This is a genomic window from Pedobacter gandavensis (assembly GCF_032678465.1).
Classification (GTDB): Bacteria; Bacteroidota; Bacteroidia; order Sphingobacteriales; family Sphingobacteriaceae; genus Pedobacter; species Pedobacter gandavensis_B.
In genome coordinates this window covers 160,982-186,382 of sequence record NZ_JAVTSK010000003.1, presented here as the reverse complement: position 1 = coordinate 186,382, position 25,401 = coordinate 160,982, and the positions used below count along the sequence as shown (strand labels likewise).

General features: G+C 40.9%; 19 protein-coding genes. 14 read left to right on the top strand and 5 right to left on the bottom strand.

The window, feature by feature from the left end; genetic code table 11:
• Nucleotides 1–578: 578 nt before the first annotated feature.
• The 3 genes from R2Q94_RS06975 to R2Q94_RS06965 form a co-directional block, all read right to left on the bottom strand.
• Entirely contained in the window at nt 579–2,768 is a 2,190-nt protein-coding gene (locus R2Q94_RS06975; protein ID WP_316820729.1) for an alpha-galactosidase, read from the bottom strand.
• Between the two features lie 321 nt (nt 2,769–3,089).
• Nucleotides 3,090–4,649: an alpha-L-fucosidase gene (locus R2Q94_RS06970; RefSeq protein ID WP_316820728.1), complete on the bottom strand. Its 1,560-nt coding sequence runs from the start codon at nt 4,647–4,649 to the stop codon at nt 3,090–3,092.
• 126 nt (nt 4,650–4,775) lie between these two features.
• A complete protein-coding gene (locus tag R2Q94_RS06965; protein WP_316820727.1) occupies nt 4,776–5,393 on the bottom strand; it encodes a sterol desaturase family protein in 618 nt (205 codons plus the stop codon).
• A gap of 221 nt (nt 5,394–5,614) precedes the next feature.
• Between R2Q94_RS06965 and R2Q94_RS06960 the strand changes: the two genes are divergently transcribed.
• The 11 genes from R2Q94_RS06960 (at nt 5,615) to R2Q94_RS06910 (ending at nt 17,574) form a co-directional block, all read left to right on the top strand.
• Entirely contained in the window at nt 5,615–6,565 is a 951-nt protein-coding gene (locus R2Q94_RS06960; protein ID WP_316820726.1) for a ring-cleaving dioxygenase, read from the top strand.
• The gene (locus tag R2Q94_RS06955; RefSeq protein WP_316820725.1) at nt 6,552–7,187 is read left to right on the top strand and encodes an alpha/beta hydrolase; all 636 of its coding nucleotides are present in this window, start codon (nt 6,552–6,554) and stop codon (nt 7,185–7,187) included. The genes R2Q94_RS06960 and R2Q94_RS06955 overlap by 14 nt, the downstream gene beginning before the upstream one ends.
• A gap of 2 nt (nt 7,188–7,189) precedes the next feature.
• Nucleotides 7,190–7,909, top strand: coding sequence for a pirin family protein (locus R2Q94_RS06950; protein WP_316820724.1), 720 nt, complete (start codon nt 7,190–7,192; stop codon nt 7,907–7,909).
• A gap of 4 nt (nt 7,910–7,913) precedes the next feature.
• Complete coding sequence (locus R2Q94_RS06945; RefSeq protein WP_316820723.1) at nt 7,914–8,219, top strand: hypothetical protein; 306 nt, start codon at nt 7,914–7,916, stop codon at nt 8,217–8,219.
• Between the two features lie 105 nt (nt 8,220–8,324).
• Nucleotides 8,325–9,086: an ROK family protein gene (locus R2Q94_RS06940; RefSeq protein ID WP_316820722.1), complete on the top strand. Its 762-nt coding sequence runs from the start codon at nt 8,325–8,327 to the stop codon at nt 9,084–9,086.
• Complete coding sequence (gene gndA, locus R2Q94_RS06935) at nt 9,086–10,498, top strand: NADP-dependent phosphogluconate dehydrogenase (protein ID WP_316820721.1); 1,413 nt, start codon at nt 9,086–9,088, stop codon at nt 10,496–10,498. Before R2Q94_RS06940 ends, gndA begins: the two co-directional genes overlap by 1 nt.
• 33 nt (nt 10,499–10,531) lie before the next feature.
• Complete coding sequence (zwf, locus tag R2Q94_RS06930; protein WP_316820720.1) at nt 10,532–12,043, top strand: glucose-6-phosphate dehydrogenase; 1,512 nt, start codon at nt 10,532–10,534, stop codon at nt 12,041–12,043.
• Between the two features lie 90 nt (nt 12,044–12,133).
• Nucleotides 12,134–12,859, top strand: coding sequence for a 6-phosphogluconolactonase (pgl, locus tag R2Q94_RS06925; protein WP_316820719.1), 726 nt, complete (start codon nt 12,134–12,136; stop codon nt 12,857–12,859).
• 496 nt (nt 12,860–13,355) lie between these two features.
• Complete coding sequence (locus R2Q94_RS06920; RefSeq protein WP_316820718.1) at nt 13,356–15,794, top strand: beta strand repeat-containing protein; 2,439 nt, start codon at nt 13,356–13,358, stop codon at nt 15,792–15,794.
• A gap of 29 nt (nt 15,795–15,823) precedes the next feature.
• The gene (locus tag R2Q94_RS06915) at nt 15,824–16,621 is read left to right on the top strand and encodes a hypothetical protein (RefSeq protein ID WP_316820717.1); all 798 of its coding nucleotides are present in this window, start codon (nt 15,824–15,826) and stop codon (nt 16,619–16,621) included.
• 11 nt (nt 16,622–16,632) lie between these two features.
• Nucleotides 16,633–17,574, top strand: a complete 942-nt coding sequence (locus R2Q94_RS06910; RefSeq protein WP_316820716.1) for a gliding motility-associated C-terminal domain-containing protein — start codon at nt 16,633–16,635, stop codon at nt 17,572–17,574.
• A 114-nt stretch (nt 17,575–17,688) separates the two neighbouring features.
• Here the strand turns inward: R2Q94_RS06910 and R2Q94_RS06905 are convergent, their stop codons facing one another.
• Together R2Q94_RS06905 and R2Q94_RS06900 are read right to left on the bottom strand one after the other, a co-directional pair.
• Nucleotides 17,689–19,113: a RagB/SusD family nutrient uptake outer membrane protein gene (locus R2Q94_RS06905; RefSeq protein WP_316820715.1), complete on the bottom strand. Its 1,425-nt coding sequence runs from the start codon at nt 19,111–19,113 to the stop codon at nt 17,689–17,691.
• Between the two features lie 24 nt (nt 19,114–19,137).
• Nucleotides 19,138–22,194 (bottom strand): TonB-dependent receptor, encoded by a 3,057-nt coding sequence (locus tag R2Q94_RS06900; RefSeq protein WP_316820714.1) that lies wholly within the window; start codon nt 22,192–22,194, stop codon nt 19,138–19,140.
• Nucleotides 22,195–22,464: 270 nt separating this feature from the next.
• Between R2Q94_RS06900 and R2Q94_RS06895 the strand changes: the two genes are divergently transcribed.
• From R2Q94_RS06895 to R2Q94_RS06885, 3 genes are read left to right on the top strand one after another with little or no spacing between them, the layout of a single operon-like run.
• Nucleotides 22,465–23,601: an NAD(P)/FAD-dependent oxidoreductase gene (locus R2Q94_RS06895; RefSeq protein ID WP_316820713.1), complete on the top strand. Its 1,137-nt coding sequence runs from the start codon at nt 22,465–22,467 to the stop codon at nt 23,599–23,601.
• Between the two features lie 3 nt (nt 23,602–23,604).
• Complete coding sequence (locus R2Q94_RS06890; RefSeq protein ID WP_316820712.1) at nt 23,605–24,336, top strand: methyltransferase domain-containing protein; 732 nt, start codon at nt 23,605–23,607, stop codon at nt 24,334–24,336.
• On the top strand, nt 24,333–25,385 hold the full coding sequence (locus R2Q94_RS06885; protein WP_316820711.1) for a type III polyketide synthase: 1,053 nt from the start codon (nt 24,333–24,335) through the stop codon (nt 25,383–25,385). The genes R2Q94_RS06890 and R2Q94_RS06885 overlap by 4 nt, the downstream gene beginning before the upstream one ends.
• The last annotated feature ends 16 nt before the right edge of the window (nt 25,386–25,401 follow it).

Below are 25,401 nucleotides of genomic sequence, written 5' to 3'. Positions count from 1 at the left end.
TGTCCATGAGCTTTAATTCATTCATTTTTTGATTTATTTTCCTTTTTAAGGATATCCAGTGATCAATGCGCATTTCTGCGACAAAGAATCCCCTGGATTATAGTCTTTTATATAAGGCTGTGGTTCTCTTTTCTTTTCTGGAAACATATAGAATACAACAATATTGAACAATAAGGCATTTGCTTTTTTGTAGATATGGGAAAGCCAACATCTTACAAAAAAATATCAGTTTGGGGGCAAAGCTAATATAGATAAATGGAATATTATTGTAACGATAGTAAAATAATTGACATTAACTGCAACATTAGAACTCAAACAACTGTACATCAAGAGGTTTTGAATTTACCTATTTATGGGTATTGCAAAATTAAATGAACTAAAAAGAACACAAGTCTAAATTAATGGATGAAAATCTTGACTTTAGCTTATGAATCGCCCTGCAAAAAGCAGGGCGATGTGTCGATGTTGAGATGACGACAAGTGAGGATTGCATATTGGTTATGGTTTTTAACCAAAACATTTTAATTTCCTGATCTAAAACGACAGTTTTTCATTTCAGGATTTGCTGGTATTTTCTTTTATTCAGTAATTTTTATCCAGGTATAGCTTTCTGCTTTCATCAGTACTGGAACAGAAATGCTATAATCCCTATCCAGCGTATATTTTTTCGGGGCTCCATTCTGAACGCTTAAAGTGGCCGTATTTTTTAACCCGGTATAATACAAGGGCAATTTCAATTCTCTACGGATCTCTTCTTTTAAAGGATTATAGACCAGGATCATTCCCTTCGTTTTCAATTTAGGGTTCAGGTGCATCAGTCCATCCCAATCCCTACCATCTGCCCTACGCAAATGGATAATATCAGAATTAAGAATTTCCCTGTTTTCTTTATACCAATCGATCACTTTGACCACTGTTTTCTTGGTTTCTTCTGTATCATACAACCTTGGTCCGCGATAACAAGCCTGAATTCCAGCGCCATAATATTGCATCATTAGTTGCTCATAATCCTTAAGGTGATCTGCCAATGGCTCCAGAACAGCTTCTGGTCCGCCGCCCTGATATTTTGTCAAAGGAACAAATCCCCATACCATTGAAGGGATCTCGTCCCAGGTTGCATCAAAAATATTCTGGCGATTTAAAATCATCTGTTGTTCACGAGACAGCGAGAAATTCACCTCACGATAACCTATTCCCACCTTATTGGTACCATCCATAAAATACCAATCGGGTGCATTCACATAGATTCCCTGTTCATTGCACCAACGGTATAAGCTCTTTTGCAATTCCATCTGTTTCCATTGAGAATCTTCCAGGCCTTCATGCCCGGGGTGGGTAGTTGAAGCACAAACATCACCAGGGTAAGGTCCGTCATTTTCAAAGATATCAAAACCGGTTTTAGTCATAAATGTCTTCAAACTTTTCAGGTAGCCCAATCCCCATTTACTACCAAAACATGGGGCATTGACAAAAAAGGCACCGCCTGGCTTACCGGTTTTAGGATCGATGACATCATCTTCATCACTGATTTTACGCGAGCTAAACAAAGAATAACTCCCTATGAAAATCCCTTTTTTATGGGCATAATCGGTTAATGTTTTCCATTTATGAATATTGGTAGCGGTGGTATCTTCCATATTGCAATGACTACCGAAACTTAAAATCAGCGCCTCATAGCCAGTTGCTGCACATTGATCAATCGCAGTACGTACCTGTTCATCATTTTTACTCACCAAATGCATGAATATTGGATTGGCCGTAGTCCATGGCATAGTGGTACGGTACATTTTACGAATTGCCAGCCCTCTTCTCTCCCTATCGTAACTGTCCATCAACAACTCATTGGTACGAATAGATTGAAAAGTCGTCCCGGTTTTTAGCTGAACGCCAATATTTCTGCTGGGATGCACTTCTAACAAACAAGGTGTGGTATAGTCGTAATTCACCTGTGAAGTATAGGATTTATCTACTTTCCAATGGGTACTTTGGTCGCTAATCGGGTAACGCATTGCGTTGTTAAAAGCGAAATTACTTTCCAGATAAATTCCTTGCGGCACCTTCATTCCCCTACCGGTTTTATTATTAGAATGGAGTTCACCAACCACTGCGCTTTCTTCTTCCACAACCGCCAGCACCTCATTCACAACCTGATCGAGCTGCACCGTTTTTCCGGAATTATTATCCACTGTCAGCCATTTGGTAATTAAAGGCAAACCGTCATAAATCGCATAATTTACCTGTACCTTGATGTTTTTTAATGCCGGCAGCTCAGATTGGTAAGTAAAGGAAAGCACTTTTCCAGCCGCCTGATTTTTTTGACCTGCCCACATCTTTGTTTTCCAGTTCAGGAAAGGTTTTAATTCGGTAATCTGATGTGAAACATAATGAAAACTACTGTCGCCAGGTTTAAAATCATCAATCCATGAAGGCAGGAGGTAAGCATTTTCCTTTTGCCCGAACAAACCGCCTACATTGTAATTTTTACCATCAATCACTAAGCGTGCTTCAGGTTTTATGGCCCTTAGCAACTGCTGTCCGGTAATCTGATTGAGGAAATCCACACAGGCCACATCCGGACTAATTCTAAAAGTTCTTTTCAGCAAGCCATTGTCCAGCACCAGCTCCTTCTTTTCCGGAACCGCATATATTTTAGCTGTATAGGCAGCGTTATTCAATAACCAATCCTGTTTAGCAGGATTGAGCATTTGTGCTTTAACAAATACCGAACTAAAAATCATAAGCGAATACGCTGATATTTTTAGTGTCATAAACATCCATCTTTTCATGTGCTATTTTTGCTTTATTAATTTTTGAATAACTACTGGTGCTCCTTTCTTTGGTCTTTAAAGCACAAAGCATAAGGGATCAGCTTTCCTCAATTGCGGCTAAAGCCAGCTGGTAGGCTTGTAGTTGAGGTTTAAGTTGAACAGGGGTTCAGTAGGGGTTCAGTTAGGGTTGCCCTAGGCGATTTATGCCCATTGACCTAGCCAACCCTAACTGAACCCCTACCGAACTCCTACCAAAGACCCTAGTAGACCGGAATTCTTCCCCTACTCTACCTGGCTTCTTCTCCTGCTATTTTTTAGATTTTATTTTGTATAGCTAACCGGACGCAGGTACAGGCCCAGTTCAGCAATTGCCGGGTCTAACCTGGAAGAAAGGATCGTCAGGCGGATTTCCTTTGCGGATACTGCAGGAAAACGCAGCAGACGTTTATATCCTATCGTACTTCCTTCCGTAATTTTCTTCCAATGCTCCCCTTCTTTATATTCAAGTATAAAGGACTCTACCCTTTGTCCCATTGCCAGGTTTTCCTGTAAAGCCAGAACATCAAATTTCTGAGCCTGGTCCATTTTGAATTCCAGAACATAAGGAGCGGACTTATTGCTCATCTTCAAATAGGTATTGTCCTTTCCGTCAAATAAAACTGCTGTTTTTTTAGGATTCAGGCCAACAAGCTGAGCTGATTTCAACACATTATTCGCAAAGGTTTCATCGAGTTGTCTTTTGAAACCCTGAAGGGCATTCACATCACTTTGATTGATCAATCCTTCTTTATCTGGGGGAATATTCAACAGCAAAACGCCATTACGACCAACGGAGCTGTAATAAATATCCATTAATTTATCCGGACTCTTCACTTTATCGTTTTCTGCCGGATGATGGAACCATCCCGGACGGATAGACACATCAATTTCTGCAGGGTACCAAACCAGGCTTTTCGCTTTGCTGATCACCTTTCTGCTGCCCAGATCTTTGTCCATCATATCTTTTGGTGCAAATTCCGCTACTTTTTGAGAATTTTCGGCAATGGCTTCATTACGCATCTGATCTCCGGAAACCACACTCCATTCCATTTCCCTACCATAACCCGTTTCTGTTCCTACCCACCTCACATCCGGTCCGGAAACCGCAATCGTTGCTTTTGGTTGTAATTTACGAATCAGGTGATACCATCTGTTGTATTCGTAAACCTGTTTCTTTCCATTTGGACCTTCTCCATTGGCACCATCAAACCATACTTCGTCGATTTGTCCGTATTGAGTCAGCAGTTCTGTGAGCTGATTGATGAAATAATCATTATACGCCATGCTCCCGAAATAAGGAGAATTACGATCCCAGGGAGAAAGGTAGATCCCGAAACCAATACCAAACTCTTTACAAGCGGCAGCCATTTCTTTTACAACATCTCCCTGCCCGTTTTTCCAGGGACTATTTTTTACAGAATGTTCGGTATATTTACTAGGCCATAAACAGAATCCGTCATGGTGTTTTGCGGTTAAGATGACCTGCTTGAAACCGGCATCTTTACATACTTTTACCCACTGGCGGGTATCTAGTTTTTCAGGATTAAAGATTTTAGGGTCTTCCGTACCATCACCCCACTCTTTATTGGTAAATGTATTGATCCCAAAATGAATAAAGGCCGTAAGTTCCAGCTGTTGCCATCGAAGTTGTCTTTCTGAAGGCCTTACATTGGCTGCTTTTTTAATGATATCGGCCTCTGTATCATTTGGACTGATCCTGACATAATTCTTATCGGTAAAAATTTGTGCAGTTCCCTTTTGTGGAATGCCTGCAAGAATCCCGCAAGCAAAGACAGCCATAAGGTTAGTCAGTACTTTGGCGCTTAAAACTTTTGTTTTCATTTTGTGTGTTTATAAATTGGTTCAGCCATTAAAACAGATGCTGGCCAATTCAAAGAACGCAGGAATTTGAAATATAAAGTTTTTGTTAATTGCCAAAACGTTAAGCTTTTTTGGCATGGAGATCCTTTAGGACCTTTTACTCAGTTCTGAACCGAATACTTTGTCCCAGATGTCGGAAGTTACACCATAACCTTTAGTAGAATCGTCGTAGTGATGCAACATATGGTGTTGTTTTAACTTTTTCCAGAAAGGATTACTGAATTTAGCATGATGAAGCATATAATGCGTCATGTCATAAAACAAATATCCCATAATAAAGCCTGCGAAAAAGCCATCTAACATATTTAGCGGGAATATCGCACGGAATAAGAAGTAAAAAGCGGTGGCCAAAGGAATACTTGCTGATGGTGGCATCACCAATCTTTGGGCATCATTTGGGTAATCATGGTGTACGCCATGGAAGATAAAATGAATTCTTTTCCCCCATTCAGATTTAGGGTAAAAATGAAATACAAAACGGTGCAATACATACTCTGTTAAAGTCCAGATGAAAAGTCCCAACAGGATATGGCCAATTGCGGTCAGTACATCATTGAGTACCACTGCCTGCCAGCAGAAATATAGGATCACCGGAACATACACAATCAGAGGTACGAAATAAGGAATTTTCGATAGGCTTTCTAAAAGTGGACTCTTAAACATTCGGATAGATTCCGAAGAATTGGAGATAAAATTCTTTTTCATCGTATGGCAATTCGTTTTTATAAGTTGGCAAACTTAGGTAGGAATCCTGAACATTTACCCCCCATTAGTCAGTTATGAAACTTTTATGACATTGATTAACACCAATTGCAGGATTTATGTTTTGCTTTTTTAAAGATAGTGAAAAATGTATTTCTTACGATATGTTAAGATCCAGAAAATTCCATCTTCATAAATTTGTATTGTAATTAAACAATTGAGTCATGAAACATGAAATTTTAGGAATTCACCACATTACTGCGATTGCAGGCAATGCAAAGAAAAATTATGATTTTTATACCAGAGTATTGGGATTAAGGTTGGTTAAAAAGACCGTTAATTTCGATGACCCTAATACTTATCACTTTTACTACGGTGATGAGCATGGCACACCAGGCAGTATCTTAACATTCTTCCCATGGGAGGGCATTGGCACTGGTAGACGAGGCAGCAAACAAGTGACGGAAATAGGCTACAGTGTTCCTGCCGGCAGTCTTGAGTTCTGGCAAAAGAGATTAGAAGAAAACAATGTGATTTATAATAAACCTGCTGTAAAATTTGGGGAAAAGTACCTGACCTTTTTGGATCCGGACGGTTTGAAATTTGAATTGACGGAAGCACAAACACCAGATACCAGAGCACAATGGGAAAGTAAAGAAGTGAAAAAGCTCCATGCAATACATGGATTTCATCACATCACCATTACCAGTAATAAAATAGAAGCGACTGCAGCTATTCTGACTGGTGTATTTGGCTACCGTTTGTTAACCAAAGAGGTAAACCGCTCCCGTTATATAACCGATACAGTGGCTCATGCGGCAATTGTGGATTTGGTGGAGGCTCCAGGGGAAGCAATTGGGCACATTGCAGGAGGTTCTGTTCATCATGTGGCCTTCCGGGTAAAAGATGAGGAAACTTTGATGTACTTCAGAGATCAACTGCTACAGTTGGGAATGAACATCACAGAGAAAATTGATCGGAATTACTTCTATTCTTTGTATTTCCGTGAACCGGGCGGTGTGCTTTTTGAATTGGCGACAGATAATCCAGGCTTTACCATTGATGAGCCGCTGGAAGAATTGGGTACTCATTTGAAACTGCCTGTTCAGTATGAGCCTAACCGTAGCATCATTGAAGGAATTTTACCAAAATTAGATGAACATGTATCTTCATAAAAAAGACATTATTTCTGCCGGACAACCGATAGGTTCGGCAGATAAAGCAATCGTATTTTTACATGGCCGTGGGGCATCTGCATCAGACATTATTTCTTTAAATCAACATTTACAGGTTAATGATGCTGCTTTATTTGCTCCCCAGGCTACAAACCACAGTTGGTATCCCTATAGTTTCATGGCGCCGGTTTCAGAAAATCAACCGGCACTGGACTCTGCTTTGTCCCTCCTCAAAGATTTAACAGAAGACATTGAATCACAAGGAATTCCTAAAAACAAAATCTTCTTTGTGGGGTTTTCACAAGGAGCTTGTCTGACATTGGAATACATCGCCAGAAATGCGATGCAGTATGGTGGTGTGGTTGCATTTACAGGCGGACTCATTGGATCGGAACTCAAGCTGTCTAATTATTCAGGTGATTTTAAACAGACACCCATATTGATCAGCACCGGAGATCCCGACCCACATGTGCCGGTATCCAGGGTAAATGAAAGTAAAAAGATACTGGAAGAAATGAATGCGCAAGTCAGCATTAAAATTTATCCGGGAAGAGTACATACCATTAGTAAAGCAGAGATTGAATTGGCCAAAACCCTGGTTTTTCAATTGACTAAAATATAGAAATGATGGCACAAAGCGTATTACATAAAGCCAACACCCGCAGCATCGCAGATCATGGTTGGTTAAAGAGTTTTCAAACCTTTAGTTTTGCTGGAAATTACAATCCAGAGCGCATTCAGTTTGGCGCATTAAGGGTGCTAAACGACGATTATATAGATGGAGGAACCGGTTTTGGGGAACATCCACACGACAATATGGAGATCATTTCCATTGTACTGGAAGGTGCCTTAAAACATGAAGATAGCATGCACAATGTGGCGGTTATTGAACCTGGAGAAATCCAGGTGATGAGCGCAGGTACAGGCATTTATCATCAGGAATACAATAAAGACGAAAAACATCCGGCAAAGTTTCTTCAGATCTGGCTTTTTCCAAATCAAAGAAATGTGAAACCAAGGTATCAGCAAGAGCGTTACGACAGCAGGCTATTACCCAATCAGTTTACGCAGATTTTATCGCCGGATAAAGAGGATGAGGGGGTATGGATTTATCAGGATGCCTGGTTTCATCTGGGAAAATTCGATGCGGGCGTACACCTAGAGCATCCTTTAAAAAAGGAAGGAAACGGGCTTTATATTTTCGTGATAAAAGGAACAATCCAGGTAAACGGACAAGATTTAGCCGAACGTGATGGTTTTGGAATATGGGAAATCGAGTCCCTGCAGATCAACACCCAAACAGAGGCTGAAGTCCTATTGATGGAAGTACCGATGAATTTTTAACATTATGAAAAAGAAAGAAATATTACTGATCTGTTGTCATCCTGGGATTCTGGAAACCCTGACCCGCCTGATAGAGAAATCCGGTGAATTTTCGGTCACTGCTGCCACTTCTTCTGAAGCGGCAGTAGATCACTTTCATGCTCATGTTTTTGACCTGGTCTTAATGGGCGCGGGGCTCCCTCCGGAGGAGGAACAGGGACTGGAACAAAAACTGAAAGAAATCCATCCGGAAACCCCTGTAATCTACCACTTTGGAGGTGGAAGCGGCTTGCTTTTCACAGAAATCAAACAAGGACTTGGTCAGACATAATGTTTTTTTATTGTTTTATATTGAGGTTTAGCATCTTTAACTGGTCGATTTTTTGTTATTTTGAGTGTTTATAATACACCCGGGTTATTTTTACATCAATTACACATGCCTGCAGCAGAGAAAAACAGCAATATTTTATCTATCGATATCGGTGGAACCAGCATTAAGGCATGTATTTTAAGTGTTGAAGGGGAGCTAATTTCTGAATACTCCAAAGTTCCTACACCAAAAAATGCAACTCCAGAAATGGTCATCAAATGCATCAAAGAACTTTCTTCAAAGCTGGACCAGAGTTTTGTTAAAATCTCCATTGGTTTTCCAGGCTATGTAAAATGCGGAGTGGTTTATACTGCGCCTAATCTGGCAAAGAAAAAGTGGAACAATATTGATCTGGCACAGCAGGTCAGCGATAACTTTGGCAAACCGGTGCGCCTGGTGAACGATGCAGATCAACAGGCTTTAGGTGTGGTATCGGGAAAAGGATTTGAAATTGTATTTACTGTTGGTACCGGCTTTGGCACTGCACTTCTCTACGATGGCGATCTCCTGCCTCACCTGGAACTCGCCCACCTTCCAATTAGCAAAAATAAAGACTACGACGATTATATTGGCAACAAGGCTTTTATCAAAATTGGCAAAAAGGATTGGAATGAGCGCTTACAACGCATCATAGAAATTTATAAAACCGTATTTAATTACGATACTCTATATATCGGTGGTGGCAATTCAAAAGAAATTACCTTTCCATTAGACCCTAACATTATCCTGGTTTCCAATAAAGACGGAATCAAGGGTGGTGCTAAATTATGGGAGCTGGAAGATAAATTTCATGTATTTACTACTCACCCTAAAATAAACAACAAATAATGAACAAGTACACTTTAGGAATGATTGGCCTTGGCACGATGGGCCGCAATTTATTGCTTAACATGGCCGACAATGGCTATTCTGTAACCGGTTATGACAAGAGTCCTGACATGTTAAAGAAGCTGGAAGAGGATGGAAAAGCACATCAATTGAAAGGTTTTGCCGTACTGGAAGACTTTATTCAAAGTCTGGAATTGCCAAGAAGAATTGTTCTTTTGGTACCAGCAGGTGCAATTGTAGACAGTGTAATTCAAGAGCTTGTTCCATTATTGGATAAAGGTGATATGATCATCGATAGTGGAAACTCTCATTTCACAGATACCAGCAGAAGAGCAGAAGAACTTGCAGCGCAGGGTCTACATTTCTTCGGCATGGGTATTTCTGGTGGAGAAGAGGGCGCCAGATTTGGTCCGAGTATGATGCCTGGTGGTGATAAAGCAGCTTATAATGCGGTTAAACCAATTCTTGAAGCAGTTTCTGCGAAAGTAAATGGTGATCCATGTGTAGCTTATATCGGCCCAGGAGCTTCCGGTCATTTCGTGAAAATGGTGCATAACGGAATTGAATATAGCGTAATGCAAATCCTTGCAGAGACTTATGACTTGTTGAAAAACAGCCTTGGCTATAGCAATGAGCAGATTTATGCTACATTCGACAAATGGAATAATGGCCGTCTGAAGTCATTTCTATTGGAAGTAACCAAAGACATTTTCAAAGTAAAAGATCCAAAATCAGGAGGTTACCTGATTGACGTCATCAAAGATCAGGCGAAATCTAAAGGTACTGGAAAGTGGACTTCTCAGGTGTCGATGGACCTGCAATTGCCAATCCCAACAATTAATGAGTCGGTAAGTGCAAGAGACCTTTCTAAATTCAAAACTTTACGTGTAGACTTAGCTGCAGCATTGCCTCATCCTTCACAAAAAGTTGAAAACACTGAGGAGTTTGAAGCGCATTTAGAGCAGGCGCTTTATTTCGCCATGATCACTTCTTATGCACAAGGTTTACATTTATTAGCGCAAGCTTCTATTGAATATCAATATGAGCTGAACCTACAGGAGATCTCTCAGATCTGGCGTGGCGGATGTATCATCAGAGCGGTATTGCTGGAAGACATTTATCAGGCTTACAAAAAACAACCTGAGCTTCCTCATTTATATGCAGATGCAAGCATTCAGCAACAGTTAAAGGACATTATCCCTGGAACCAGAAATGTAGTGGTCACTGCGATCAACCATGGTATTGCGGTGCCTTGTTTTGCCTCTGCCCTTACCTATTATGATTCGTTAAGAACGGCAAATTCGCCATTAAACTTAACCCAGGCGCAAAGAGACTTCTTTGGCGCACACACATTTGAACGTACAGACAGCGAAGGTATTTTCCATGCCAACTGGAACGAAAATAACTTATAAATAACCCAGTGAACTAATACAACAATTTCACAAATGAAAACAAGCATCAACGTCAATCCAACCATAATCGTCATTTTTGGTGGTACCGGTGATTTAAATTTGCGCAAACTTGCGCCTGCACTTTACAATCTATATGCCGATGGTTTTATGCCATCAAAATTTGAGATTATAGGTACAGCCCGAAAGAAGCTTACGGATGATGACTTCAGAAAAACACTAATGGGCGGTGTAAATAGCTTTTCCAGATCCGGTAAGGTGAAGGAAGATAAATGGAGCAAATTTGCAGAACATGTTTCTTATAGTCCTGTAGATGTTGAAGCTCCGGAAACTTTTGGTGTTTTAAAAGCAAACATTGAAAAGTTTCAACAGGAATTTGGCCCGACTACACAAGTTCTTTATTACCTGGCAGTAGCGCCTAACCTTTTCCCTCTGATTGCAAACTGTCTTTCTGAATATGGACTGGCAGGCGATGAAGACAATTGCAGAATTGTAATTGAAAAACCTTTTGGAAGAGATCTAGAAACTGCAAGAGAACTAAATGCCATACTTTCCGGAATCTTTACCGAGAAACAGATCTATCGTATAGACCATTATTTAGGTAAGGAAACGGTACAAAATATCATGGCTTTCCGCTTTGCAAACTCCTTTTTGGAGCCACTATGGAACCGTACCTATATTGATCACGTTCAGATTTCTGTTACAGAACAGCTGGGTGTTGGCGAAAGAGGTGGTTACTATGAAAGTGCAGGTGCATTGAGGGATATGATCCAGAATCACCTTTTGCAATTGCTTTGTCTGATTGGGATGGAAACCCCAATTAACTTTGATGCCGACGAGATCAGAAACAAAAAAGTGGATGTCTTGAAAGCAATGCGTCCTTTTAGCCCGGAAGACATCAGATTTAGTACAGTCCGCGGACAATATACTAAAGGATGGGTAGAAGGTAAAGAAGTACCAGGATACAGACATGAAACTGGTGTTGCCGCAGATTCCAATACAGAAACTTTTGCTGCAATCAAGTTTTTCGTAGACAACTGGAGATGGCAGGGTATTCCTTTCTATGTTCGTACCGGAAAGCGTTTATTCCAGACTTCTTCGTTAATCACGATTCAGTTTAAGGATGTGCCACATCAGGTGTTTCCTTCAGCAGTAACTGAACACTGGCAACAAAACAGGCTGATCATCAGCATCCAGCCTGAAATGAGTATCCGTTTACAAGTACAGGCCAAAAGACCAGGTTTAGACATGGTTTTAAATCCGGTAGACATGGTGTTCGATTATAAAGGCACTTATACTTCACAAGCTCCTGAGGCTTATGAAACCTTGTTACTAGACGTGATGACTGGTGATCAAACGCAATTTATGCGCGCAGATCAGGTAGAAAGTGCCTGGGAATTGCTCATGCCAATTGTAAATGCATGGGAAACTAAAAAATCCCTGAGCTTCCCGAATTATACCGCAGATTCATGGGGTCCGGAAGATGCAGAAGCTTTGATAGCCAGAGATGGCTTCCACTGGTTCACCTTACCTTTGAAAGACGAATAAAAAAATAAAATAAACATTGTTCAAGAGGCTAATCCTGATACGGTCTACACCGATTTAGGATTAGCCTTTTAGCTAATAAAACAAGTACCAATGAACTTATTGATTTATAAAACCCAGGAAGAATTACAACAGGATTTAGTAGATTATATTGTTGCAATCGCTAATAAAGCGATCGAAGAACAAGGCTATTTCAATTTTGTGTTGACCGGGGGTAACTCTCCAAAAGAATTGTACCATTCACTGGCTACAACCTATAAAGATAAAATCGACTGGACTAAAGTATATTTCTTCTTCGGCGATGAACGAAATGTAATGCCTGATCATGAAAGCTATAATGGCTTAATGGCAAAAAGAGCCATGCTGGATCTGTTGGAAATCCCTGCAAACCAGATTTTTTATGTGGATACTACCCTTGCTCCTGAAAAAGCTGCAATAGAATATACGAAAGCAATCAACGCCCATTTTGATGGTGCAGACCTTTGCTTTGACTTAATTTTATTAGGTATGGGAGATGATGCACATACGGCTTCACTATTCCCAGGTACGACTATTCTGAACAGTAAAGAGGTAGAAGTTGATTCTGTATTTGTAGAGAAACTATCGACATACCGCATTAGTTTCACTGCTCCTTTAATCAATAAAGCAAAGAACATTGCGTTCTTAGTATTTGGTGAAAATAAAGCCAATGCGGTGAAACATGTGATCGAAGATCAAAAGAAAAACCCTAAATTATATCCTACTCAGTTGATTCAGCCAGTAGACGGAAGCGTAACCTGGTTCTTAGATGATGCTGCCGCAGCATTGTTAGATCATTAAGATTTTTATTTTCTTATCGGAAAAGCCGGTTGTCTTTTTATGACAACCGGCTTTTCTGATTTACAGGCTTTTCAAGCTCATGATTTGTGGTCATTTGAGGATATACCTCCCCATAAAACATCAATATGTGTCTTGATTTTATGATATAGAACTGTTCCAAAAATCAGGTGTTTTAGCCCGCCAGCCAATAGGCCAGACAAACAAAGTCTCTATATTTTCACACAAAGAAACATTCATAGCTATTAATTACACAATTAAGGTAAAACAAAGTATTTCTACTTCAATTAGGAATATATGATGATCCTTTATAAATATAAATGAACAAGATGAACAGCTATTAAACACCCATTCTCTATTAAGTTTGAGGTAGCATATAAAAATGCTGTTTTATTAGCCCTGAGGGTAATAAAATAGCCGTAACCTCTCGAAGATGACGCCGTTCAGTTTAAAAAACATAGGCAGATATTTTTTTCTTTCATTGTTAACTATAACGTTAATGGTGGTATGCGGGACTGCGGTGAAAGGGCAAACCCAAACCTATGCGAACAGTGAGGAAAATGGAAAAACAGGATTATGTGTTATATGTGGAGTGACGAATCCGACCTTCCCCATTAATTCCAGTAGTTTAACCGATTACTCCAATTTTGTGGTTACCGTAGGTTTAGGGGGGGTAACTGTTTATCAAACGCTGATCTTTCCCTCTGTCAATCCAAATGTAGGTTGTGATGAAATCATTATAAGAATTGGTAGTGGAGCAACATTACTTACTGCTAATCTATTAGGCGGTGTTACGGTACAAAGTTATAATGGTAACACAGCAAATCCAGATGCGGTAGTCGTAAACAGTAGCATTTTAACATTACTGGGAACTGATAACCAGGGAGAAATCAGAATAAAACCAACTGCAAGTTTTGATAGGGTAAGATTGACATTATCTTCTGCACTACTCGGTGCACTTAGTAACTTCAGGGTTTACTTTGCATATTCTTTAACCGGAAAACCTGTGGTAGCCGCCACAACCGGCGCCGCCGCGGTATGTGTCAACTCATCTACAGGTCTAAGTAATACAAGCTCTGGAGGAGTCTGGTCTTCGGTAAGCCCCGCGATTGCTACAGTTAATGCTGCTGGATTAGTGACCGGCGTTAGTGCAGGAAGCACCACCATAAATTACACGGTTACCAATGCTACGACAGGTTGTTCAACCACGGTTCCACATACCATCACTGTTAACGCTTTACCAGTAGTGAATGCCATTACCGGAACCTTATCCGCCTGTATAGGAAAAACAACCACATTATCCAGCACCACAACAGGTGGTGTATGGACGAGCGGAACTCCTGGAGTTGCCAGTATCAACCCTACTTCCGGGCTGCTGACTGGTGTATCTGCTGGAACCTCTTTGATTACTTATACCGTTACCAATGCAAATGGCTGTGTAGCTACACAAACTGCAACGGTCACTATTAATGCACTACCGGTAGTGAATGCCATTACCGGAACCTTATCTGCCTGTATAGGAAAAACAACCACATTATCCAGCACCACACCAGGTGGTGTATGGACGAGCGGAACTCCTGGGGTTGCCAGCATCAACCCTACTTCTGGCTTGGTGACTGGTGTATCAGCCGGAACCTCTTTGATTACTTATACCGTAACCAATGCAAATGGCTGTGTGGCTACTCAAACTGCAACGGTCACTATTAATGCACTACCGGTAGTGAATGCCATTACCGGAACCTTATCTGCCTGTATAGGAAAAACAACCACATTATCCAGCACAACAACAGGTGGTGTATGGACGAGCGGAACTCCTGGAGTAGCCAGCATCGACCCTACTTCCGGGCTGCTGACTGGTGTATCAGCCGGAACTGCTCTGATTACGTATACCGTAACTAATGCAAATGGCTGTGTAGCTATACAAACTGCAACGGTCACTATTAATGCACTACCGGTAGTGAATGCCATTACCGGAACCCTATCTGCCTGCATTGGAAAAACAACCACATTATCCAGCACAACAACAGGTGGTGTATGGACGAGCGGAACTCCTGCGGTAGCCAGCATCGACCCTTCTTCTGGCTTGGTGACTGGTGTATCAGCCGGAACAACTCTGATTACGTATACTGTTACTAATGGAAATGGCTGTGTGGCTACACAAACTGCAACTGTCACGATTAATGCGCTACCAGTAGTGAATGCCATTACCGGAACCTTATCTGCCTGTATCGGAAAAACAACCACATTATCCAGCACTACAACGGGTGGTGTATGGACGAGCGGAACTCCTGGGGTAGCCAGCATAGACCCTTCTTCTGGCTTGGTAACTGGTGTATCGGCCGGAACAGCTCTGATTACTTATACTGTTACGAACGGAAATGGCTGTGTAGCTGCTCAAACTACAACTGTCACCATCAATGCACTACCAATAGTGAATGCCATTACCGGAACCTTATCTGCCTGTATTGGAGCAACCACCTCACTATCCAGTACAACTCCTGGCGGTGTATGGACAAGTGCAAGTCCTGGGGTAGCCAGCATCGACCCTTCTTCCGGGCTGCTGACTGGTGTATCAGCCGGAACCGCTGTGATTACTTATACTGTTACTAACGGAAATGGCTGTGTGGCTACTCAAACTGCAAGCGTAATTGTTCATACCCAACCTTCCATTCCTGCAATCAGTCAACGTGAAATATGTCTGGGGCAATCCATTGATCTGAGCAGCCTGAATCCAGCTGATGTAAACGGAACAACTGGCGGAAGCTATGTATGGTCTTCAAGCATCGGAGGAGCGGCCTTGAGCTCCACTACAGTTTCCCCGTCACTTGGCAATACCACCTATTACCTGCGGTATACTAAAGATGGTTGTTTCAGCGACAGTAGTGTTTTGATTGTCGTACACCCAAAACCACCCACACCACATGTCACTCTAAATTAACCTACATAAAACTCTTAAACTAAAAAATTATGAAAACGAACCTCAAAAACCTTAAACTCATTGCAATTGCATTCAGCTTATTCGCATTACCTTTCAATGCACTTGCCGATTCCTTTGACTTATATTTATGTGGTACCGGAACCGCTGGATTGATTCCGGATCCTACAGTAACCGGAACGCTAAAAGCCAATGATCAACTGATCTGGCAGGAATTCACCTCAGCAGGTGCACCCACAGGTTCTGCGACGACAGTTACAGTAGTCACGAATGCGGTCGCGCCACCATTTACGGTTACAGGACTAGCTGTTGGAGCTCATTATTATAAAGTTCATGTCGTTACTGCCAGTGCAAATTCTTGTGCGGGAGATGTATCGCCAGCCTTTAATGTCTATTCTCTACCAGCGCCAGGGGTAGCACTTGGAGCACCTACCAATACGAGTTTTTGTGCGGAGAATTCGAATGCAACACTGAATTCTTCTACAATTACTGCAACAGCTACTGCACTTGCACCCGTACTTTCTGATGTAGGCTATGAGTTCACCTGGACCGCTACAAAAGATGCTGGATCTGGTGCTGTTGCTGTTGCAGATGTGACTACAGTTGGTTCAATTGCTGCAATCACTACTCCGGTAAATGTGAATTCTTTCACATTAAATAGCACTGCCGGATCGGGGGCATATGTTTTTAAAGCTGCGGTTAAATATAAAGTTTCTTCAGGTACACTGAGGGGAGATAATGGAACAGGTTGTACTGCTGAATCTGCGGCATCTTCAACAATTACTGTAACTCCTAAACCAGGCACACCAACAATTATAATCGCACCATAATATCATCATTGATGTTTAACAGAAAAACAGGTTTCGTATCAGGTATGTTGTTGCTCAGTGCAACGGCATGCTTTGCGCAATCTAATGGCCAGACTACCGCAGTGATTCCTGCGGGCTCCTCCTTAAAGCTAAGGGCCGTTTCTGTTAACGCAGTGACTTATCAATGGTTGAAAGACGGTGTAATCATACCTGACGCCACAAATATTGAATATGCCGCCTTTCTTCCAGGGATATATACGGTGATCTCCTATAATACGAATGGCTGCGCTTCCCATATTTCAGACCCAATTGTACTCACTGCCGGTGCTGTATTGGGACTAAGTGCAGACTTAATGATCACCAAAAGTGCAGAAAACAAATCCATCACAGTCAATGATACTTTTGAATACTTACTGCTGGTAAAAAACAACGGAGCCGGAGTAGCAAATAATGTTAAAGTTCAGGACATCCTTCCGGAAAATATGGTTTTAGACCAATTACTACATCCAAGTTTGGGTCTGGCAGATTACGCTGCAGGCAGTAGAACTGTACTTTGGGAGATTAAAAAACTGGAGAATGGAGAATCAGCGACCCTAAGAATAAAGGTTAAACCTTCAAGACCAGGACTACTCGAAAATACAGCTACAGTTTCAGCTACTGAAACTGACCCTAATCCGATCAATAACACTTCTACAAATCATAAAACGGTATCAGATATCATCATTCCAAATGTATTTACTCCAAATGGAGACGGGAAAAATGACACCTTCAACATCCCGGCATTAGAAAAATACCCAGAAAATGAACTGAGTATTTTCAATAGATGGGGATCTGCTGTCATGGAGAAAAAACCATATAAGAATGACTGGGATGGTTCGCAACTTAATGAAGGAACTTATTTCTACTTATTGAAAGTTAAAATGCCAAATAACACATGGGAAATATACAAAGGCTTTGTTACCATCATCCGTTAATTTTTTGACGACGCTACATCACCTAAAAAAACCGACATTTCTTTTAGAAAACGTCGGTTTTTTATTTTAAGATTACAGGTTTAATCCCCTACGATAGCCCTGAATTAATTTCTGTTAAAAACCAGGATTTTGTGATAGATTTTCATTTAATGTCCGTTCCGTTTCAGGAACAGGCATCAACAGATATTTATCATCCAGGGTAATTTTATGAATTTTCAACTGTTGTTCTTTCATTCTACCTAATCTCAGCAAATCGTATCTTCTTTGTCCTTCAGCTGCAAACTCCCAGCCTCTTTCCTCTACTAAAGCAGTCACAAAATCTTCTTTCGTAGGCGTGGTCACCAAACTCAAGGGTAATAATCCAGCTCTGTTTCTAACTGCATTAATGCCATTAAATTTATTTGGATCAGCGCTATTCAGCTGATTCATCGCTTCTGATTGCATCAGCAAGACATCCGCGTAACGAAGAATAACCCAGTTATTTCTGGCACTGTTCCCTTGTCGGGCAGGATCAGTAAATTTCAGGTAGTAAAAATTAGCCGTTCCGGGTACGACACCAATCGTCGCTGCTTTTCTATTATCCGTATTCGAATAAGACAAGGCAAATGCATTTTCTACATAGAATGCCTCATTCCCATCATTAGGAAATACAGATTTAGGCAGGTGCATTCTTGGAGTAATCGTCCCTGTACTTGGCGCCAGACCAAACTGTACGACAAATATTTCTTCTTTATTGCCAGCTTTCTTATCGGGATTAAAGACATCAGCGAAAGGAAGTAAAGTATATATGCCAGGACTCATCGCGATGACTTTATTACAGGCAGTCAGTGCATCCTGATAATCTGTAGCCACAGCAGCTGAACTTGATGCTCTGGTGAGGAATACTTTGGCTAATAAAGCGCTTGCAGCTCCACTGGAAACACGTCCTTTACTCGCTGCAGGGACCTTATCTTCTTTCAGACAATTTGCTTCTGCAAACATCAGATCAGTAATAATCTGCTCATAAACTGCTTTAATTGGCGTTCTGGCAGGTTTAAGATCATCAGATCCTTCTGTTGCCTTGATCAATAAAGGCACATCACCGAAACTCCTAACCAGGTCGAAATAAGCAAGGGCACGCAAAAATTTAGCATTTCCAACAATGTGATCCCTTACCGCAGGCGTGATTGGTCCCCCCTCCACATTTTGTATTACATCATTTGCACGGTTAATCAATACATAAGAATTGTTCCACCAGTTGCTGATCTCTCCATTGGTAGAAGTATAGGTTTGATTGTACAATTCCGGGCGATTGGTTTGTGGTAATCCCACTTTCATCTGATCACCGGTCAGGTCATTGACCACCCATACCGTACGACCATAATATTGTTGTGCTTGCATCACGCTGATGACTCCATTCAAAGCGGCATTTGCGTCTCCTTCCGTTTTGTAGAATTTATTCTGGGAAATAAAATCGTAGGCATCTTCCTCAAGAAACTTCTTACAGGACGAAACATTCAATAACACTATAGCAGCGATTAGTATATTTATCTTTTTCATTATCTTTTCTTAATAGGTGATCAATTAAAAGCCCAACCTGATTCCGGCAGTATAGGTTCTGGTGGTTGGATAAGCGTTATAATCAGTATTTAAACTTAGTCCGTTATTGAGTCCAAATGAGTTGACCTCCGGATCATAACCGCTATATTTAGTAATGGTCAGCAAATTGGTACCCGTCATAAAAATGCTGGCGGATTTAATGGTTTTTCCTAGTGCTTTACCGATTGGCATATTGTAAGCAAGAGATACAGTTTTCAACCTTAAAAAACTACCATTTTCTACCACATCACTGGTTACACCAGTCCTTCTTCTCAAGGTGCTATTGGCCTTAGGGATGGTATTGCTGGTATTCGGACCAGTCCAGCGGTCGACAACAGAGGCCAGTTTATTGGTCGTAAAATCACCGGATTCCATTTCATACCTATTGAGGTTCAGGACTTCAGTACCCTGTACACCTTGAATGAAAATATTCAGATTTAATCTTCCATAACTGAAATTATTGGTGATTCCATATATAAAGTCTGGTTGTGCATGCCCAATGATCTCCCGGTCTTTAGCATCAATTACTTTATCTCCAGTCAGGTCGGCATATCTCGGATCTCCAGGCAACACACCTTTAATCCCACTGGCATCAATTTCGGCCTGAGTTTGCCAGATGCCTAAAAAGCGGTACCCAAAGAAGGAACCAATAGATTCCCCTACTCTCAATACACTAGTCCCTCCTGTTCCGGAAGGAAACAACGCACTACTCGCATCTCCAACGAAACGTTCCTTTTCACCAGCAAGGTCGGTTACCTTGTTTCTGTTCATGGAGAAATTAAGATTTGTGCTCCATTGGAATTTTTCTCCAATAAAGTTTTCTGTGTTAATCGCCAGCTCAAATCCTTTATTGGATACGCCTCCTGCATTCAGTAAAATACTACCATAACCTGCAGTTCTTGGAATAGATACATTTAACAGCAGGTCTTTAGTTTTTTTGCTGTAGTAATCCGCAGTGATAGAGATTCGGTTCTTGAATAAAGCAAGATCAATTCCCAAATCAAATGAAGCGGTAGATTCCCAGGCAAGATTAGGATTCGGAATGTTATTCGGAGATACGCCAACCACTCGATTTCCACCTAGAGTTGCCCCATTTACACTGTAACGTGCGATGGATTGATATGGATCGATTTCCTGATTTCCTGAAACCCCATAACTGGTTCTCAATTTCAGGTCAGATACAAAAGGCAGCGATTTCATAAAATCTTCTTCAATCACACGCCATGCAATTGCTCCCGATGGAAAATAGCCCCATTTGTTATTTGCTCCAAATTTTGAGGAACCATCTGCACGCATCGTAAAAGTAACCAGGTATTTGTCCATCAGGCGGTAGTTGACACGACCAAAGAAGGAAGCCAGGTTATTTTTCAGTTTCCCGGAACCCGGAACCAGCACGTTTGCACCAATCCCTATATTATCGGCACCCAATACATTGGTGAAAAAATTATTACTGGCTGCGAAGAAATCCGAATTATTAAACTCTTGCATACTGAAACCTCCGATTACATTGACCGCATTGTTTTTGTTGATCTGTTTGTCGAAAGTCAGCGTATTTTCATTTACCCAACTGAAGTTATCCCCATATTCTTTTCTTGCTGTTCCAAGTGTATTGCTACCCACAAACAGGTCTGAAGGCACATAAAAATCCCTGTTTTGCAGGTTGAAATCTGTCCCAAAAGTGGATTTCCACTTTAAACCTTTTATGATTTCATATTCTCCAAAGAAATTAAGTAAACCACGCAGGTTTTTATATTTATTTGTCGTTTTATTCGCATAGGCAACTGGATTTCCTAAGGCAAAAACATAACCTGTAGGGCCATTTTGAACGGTATACTCTCCATTTGTATAGACAGGTACTGCCGGGTTAATCCGCAAAGCTTCCAATAAAACACCACCATTTGAACCGCCACTGGTATTCACCAAAGCACGTTTATCGAATCCGCCGGTAAGCTGAGAGCTAAAGCCGAAATTTAATTTCTCTCCTACTTTTTTATCCAGGTTAAACCTCACTGAAGCTCTTTTATATCCGGAGTTGATGATGATTCCCTGCTGATCGAAATAGTTCATACTCAGGTTATATTTTGTTTCCGCTGTTCCGCCGATAAAATTCAACTGGTAATTGCTGATCGGGGCAGTCCTGAAAATCTCATCCTGCCAGTCTGTTCCCTTACCCAGGCTGGCCAGTTGGGCATCGGTATACGGCAATGCTTTTGCAGAAGCCGGGCTCTCTATATTGCTGAGCCTTTGCGCATCATTCAGATAATTTGCATATTGGGTCGCATCCATCATTTTGTAAGGATTTCTTACTTTTTGAATTCCATGGTAGGCTTCGAAATTGATGGCCGACTGTCCCGCAGCACCCTTTTTGGTGGTCACGATCACCACCCCATTTGCTCCTCTACTTCCATAAATAGCAATGGAAGAGGCATCTTTCAGGATATCAATGGATAGGATATCATTAGGATTTATAGAACTCAGGTTTCCCGCTCCTGGAAAACCATCGATTACAAATAAAGGTTCATTACTGGAATTAATGGAATTGGTACCACGGATCCTCAGACTCACTGTCCCCCCTGGTTGCGCCTGAGTTTGCGTTACCTGAACACCACTTGCACGGCCTTGAATCATTTGATCCACTCGTGTAATGGGTACATTTTCCAGGCTTTTTGCAGTAATAGAAGCAACGGCGCCAGTCAGGTCCTTTTTCTTCTGAGTTCCATAACCCACCACAACTACTTCATCCAGATCATTGTTGTCTTCTGCAAGTGTAATATTTACAGTGCCTGAGGTAATGGTGTAATGCTGTGTAATGAAGCCTATACTTGTCAAGATCAGTACATCACCAGTTTTTGCGGCTATTGAAAATTTACCATCGGTGTTTGTGGAGGTAGCCAGGCCCGAACTTTTTACTTTTACGGAAACCCCGGGGATTGGGTTGTTGGATTTATCCTTAACCGTACCATTGACCGGTACAGATTGTGCAAACACTATCATGCAACAAAATTGCAGGAAAGCGATAAGAAGTGTGATTCTTTTCATCATATTATATTTGGTTTTGGTTTAGCTGTTCCGTATTTCTGAGTACTCAAATATTACAGCAGTCGATTGGTATCTGGAATATTTTCCAATACCATCAGATACTTTTCAGAAAAGTTAAAGTATCGGTTCACGAAATTAATATTTGGTGTTCCAATGTAGGAATCGACAGGAGCAGCAAGGGGTGAAATTCTTAAATCAATAGGAGGAAAATCATAAAACACGCGAAAAACAAATCATAAATACCCTTGTTATTAGCAGCAAGGGATCTACAATATGAAAACTCAGGTAGAAATACTCATTATAGGCGCTGGGTTATCAGGATTAACAGCTGCGCTCCATTTTTTGAAATCAGGCTTTCCGGTTACCCTGGTAGAAAAGAATACCTATCCCCATCATAAAGTTTGTGGAGAATACTTATCAAATGAGGTTATCCCTTATCTGGAATGGCTGGATGTAGATTTGAGTGTCCTATCTCCGGTGGCCATTCATCGATTTAATTTCTCTACTGAGGATGGCCAATTGCTAGAGGTTCCACTACCCCTGGGAGGTATGGGAATCAGCAGATTTTCATTAGATCACTTTCTTTTTCAACAAGCAAAAGACAAAGGCTGTCAGATGATCCAGGATACCGTTATAGCGCTTGATTTTCGGGAAGATCAAAACCTATTTGAAGTTAAACTGGCCAGTCAGCAGTTGATAAAAGCAAATATTGTAATTGGCGCATATGGAAAAAGAGATGCCCTGGATCAAAAATTGTCCCGTAGCTTTATACAAAAGAAATCACCCTGGCTTGCGGTAAAAGCTCATTATGAAGGATCCTTTCCTGATGAATTGGTCGCGATTCATAATTTTGAAGGTGGCTATTGTGGGGTCTCAAAAGTTGAAAACAATCAAATCAACATTTGTTACCTGGTAGATTATACTTCCTTTAAAAAGTACAAAAGTATTCCGGAACATCGCATGAAAGTCCTTTACCAGAACCCTCATTTAAGACAAGTATTTGAGCAGTTCAAACCATTATTTGATCAGCCGGTAACGATTGGTCAAATCTCCTTTGAAAAGAAATCACTGGTTGAAAATCACCTGCTGATGATTGGTGATACTGCAGGATTGATTCATCCATTTTGTGGCAACGGAATGGCCATCGCTATGCATAGCGCCAAGCTTTGTGCCTCATGTGTGATCGATTATTTAACACAGGACTCTCCTTCACGTATTGAGCTGGAACGGAAATACCGAAAAGTATGGAACCAAAATTTCCTAAAACGTATGTCTGCAGGAAAAATTATGGCAGGAATTCTGAGAAAAAAACAACTGAGAAACAAATTCATGCGTATATTAATAAAATATCCTTTTTTATTATCAATGATGATTAAACAAACTCATGGAAAACCCATTGTAATTAACTAATCAATGGTAGATACCAGGTACAGAAGCGAATTACCGGAAATCATGGACAACTTCTCCATGGAAGGGGAAGTATTAATAGAGGCGCTCGATAAAATAGCGCAGATTAATCGCTTATTGGGTGGTAATAAAGTCAGCCTCGAAGGCCTGAAAATATTACTGGATACGGCAATAACGAAAGAAAATCAGTTTACGCGAAAACGCGAAATCAGCATATTGGATGTGGGTTGCGGAAATGGAGACATGTTGCGGTTTTTAGCCGATTATGCGCATAAAAAACAATTAAATTTCAGACTTAAGGGAATCGATGCGAATGCTTTCAGCCTGCAGCATGCGATTCAATTATCAGCTGATTATGAAAACATCAGTTATGAATGTCTTGATGTTTTTCAGGAAGGGGCAATTCCAGAGCCTTATGATATCATTTTATGCACCCTCACCTTACATCATTTTAAAGATCAGGAGATCATCCAGCTCCTCTCCAGGCTTAAGGAGAAAGCTAAACTAGGACTGGTGATCAACGATTTACAACGGAGCATCATCCCTTATTATCTGTTTAGGGCTTTGTGCTTTGTATTCAGGTTAAATGAAATGTCAAAAGAGGATGGTCTGATTTCTATATTAAGAGGTTTTAAAAGAAAAGACCTGGAACAATACGCCCATCAATTGAAACTAAGTAATACATCTATAAGATGGAAATGGGCTTTTCGGTACCAATGGATTATACCAACAATATGAGCGTAAAAATAATAGCTGTAGCAAAATCACTTCCAGAATTTTCCAGATCAACAGAAGAAATCCTTCCATTCTTAGACCTATGGCTATCAGAACAAGATGATCGTTTTCGGAAAAAGGTGAAGAAAATCTTTGAAAACGCGATGGTCGACCAAAGGTATTCGATTATGTCTCCTGAAGCAGTTTTTGGAACTGCATCTTTTGAGGAACGAAATAACATTTACATTACTGAGGGGATCAAATTGGGCAAAGCTTGTCTGCAGGCTGCCTTAGAAAAAGCAAACTGGAATGCCAGGGATCTGGATTATATCATCACAGTAAGCTGTACGGGAATCATGATCCCCTCTTTAGATGCCTATCTGATCAACGCTTTAAACCTACGTCAGGATATAGTCCGCCTTCCCGTTACAGAAATGGGTTGTGCAGCTGGTATCTCCGGCATCATCTACGCTAAGAATTTCCTAAAATCAAATCCAGGGAAACGGGCAGCTGTAGTTGCCGTAGAATCACCAACTTCTACCCTGCAACTTGATGATTTCTCTATGGCCAATATGGTGAGTGCCGCCATTTTTGGAGATGGTGCAGCCTGTGTCTTATTGTCGGCTGATGAAAATGAGGAAGGGCCAGAAATCATTGGAGAAGAAATGTATCATTTCTATAATTCCGAGGAATTAATGGGTTTTCATTTGAGTAATACCGGCTTAAAAATGGTCCTGGATGCAGAAGTGCCTGAACATATAGCCAATCATTTTCCAGCTATTATCCAGCCTTTTCTAAAGAAACATGAGGTATCATTGGAAGATATTGATCATTTAATCTTTCATCCAGGTGGTAAAAAAATCATCCAGGTGGTAGAAGCTTTATTTGAACATTCCGGAAAAAACATCCTGGATACCAAAGAAATACTTCGGCAATACGGAAATATGTCGAGCGCAACAGTTTTATATGTGCTGGAAAGGTTTCTGGATAAGAAACCGGCAAAAGGATCACTGGGACTCATGCTTAGCTTTGGACCCGGTTTTTCTGCACAGAGAATATTATTAAAGTGGTAACTTTACCAGATAATTG

Bases quoted from the DNA above. Each gene is read 5' to 3' on its own strand.
- R2Q94_RS06975 (WP_316820729.1), bottom strand. From the start codon at position 2,768: ATGACACTAAAAATATCAGCGTATTCGCTTATGATTTTTAGTTCGGTA.
- R2Q94_RS06970 (WP_316820728.1), bottom strand. From the start codon at position 4,649: ATGAAAACAAAAGTTTTAAGCGCCAAAGTACTGACTAACCTTATGGCT.
- R2Q94_RS06965 (WP_316820727.1), bottom strand. From the start codon at position 5,393: ATGAAAAAGAATTTTATCTCCAATTCTTCGGAATCTATCCGAATGTTT.
- R2Q94_RS06960 (WP_316820726.1), top strand. From the start codon at position 5,615: ATGAAACATGAAATTTTAGGAATTCACCACATTACTGCGATTGCAGGC.
- R2Q94_RS06955 (WP_316820725.1), top strand. From the start codon at position 6,552: ATGTATCTTCATAAAAAAGACATTATTTCTGCCGGACAACCGATAGGT.
- R2Q94_RS06950 (WP_316820724.1), top strand. From the start codon at position 7,190: ATGATGGCACAAAGCGTATTACATAAAGCCAACACCCGCAGCATCGCA.
- R2Q94_RS06945 (WP_316820723.1), top strand. From the start codon at position 7,914: ATGAAAAAGAAAGAAATATTACTGATCTGTTGTCATCCTGGGATTCTG.
- R2Q94_RS06940 (WP_316820722.1), top strand. From the start codon at position 8,325: ATGCCTGCAGCAGAGAAAAACAGCAATATTTTATCTATCGATATCGGT.
- gndA (WP_316820721.1), top strand. From the start codon at position 9,086: ATGAACAAGTACACTTTAGGAATGATTGGCCTTGGCACGATGGGCCGC.
- zwf (WP_316820720.1), top strand. From the start codon at position 10,532: ATGAAAACAAGCATCAACGTCAATCCAACCATAATCGTCATTTTTGGT.
- pgl (WP_316820719.1), top strand. From the start codon at position 12,134: ATGAACTTATTGATTTATAAAACCCAGGAAGAATTACAACAGGATTTA.
- R2Q94_RS06920 (WP_316820718.1), top strand. From the start codon at position 13,356: ATGGTGGTATGCGGGACTGCGGTGAAAGGGCAAACCCAAACCTATGCG.
- R2Q94_RS06915 (WP_316820717.1), top strand. From the start codon at position 15,824: ATGAAAACGAACCTCAAAAACCTTAAACTCATTGCAATTGCATTCAGC.
- R2Q94_RS06910 (WP_316820716.1), top strand. From the start codon at position 16,633: ATGTTTAACAGAAAAACAGGTTTCGTATCAGGTATGTTGTTGCTCAGT.
- R2Q94_RS06905 (WP_316820715.1), bottom strand. From the start codon at position 19,113: ATGAAAAAGATAAATATACTAATCGCTGCTATAGTGTTATTGAATGTT.
- R2Q94_RS06900 (WP_316820714.1), bottom strand. From the start codon at position 22,194: ATGATGAAAAGAATCACACTTCTTATCGCTTTCCTGCAATTTTGTTGC.
- R2Q94_RS06895 (WP_316820713.1), top strand. From the start codon at position 22,465: ATGAAAACTCAGGTAGAAATACTCATTATAGGCGCTGGGTTATCAGGA.
- R2Q94_RS06890 (WP_316820712.1), top strand. From the start codon at position 23,605: ATGGTAGATACCAGGTACAGAAGCGAATTACCGGAAATCATGGACAAC.
- R2Q94_RS06885 (WP_316820711.1), top strand. From the start codon at position 24,333: ATGAGCGTAAAAATAATAGCTGTAGCAAAATCACTTCCAGAATTTTCC.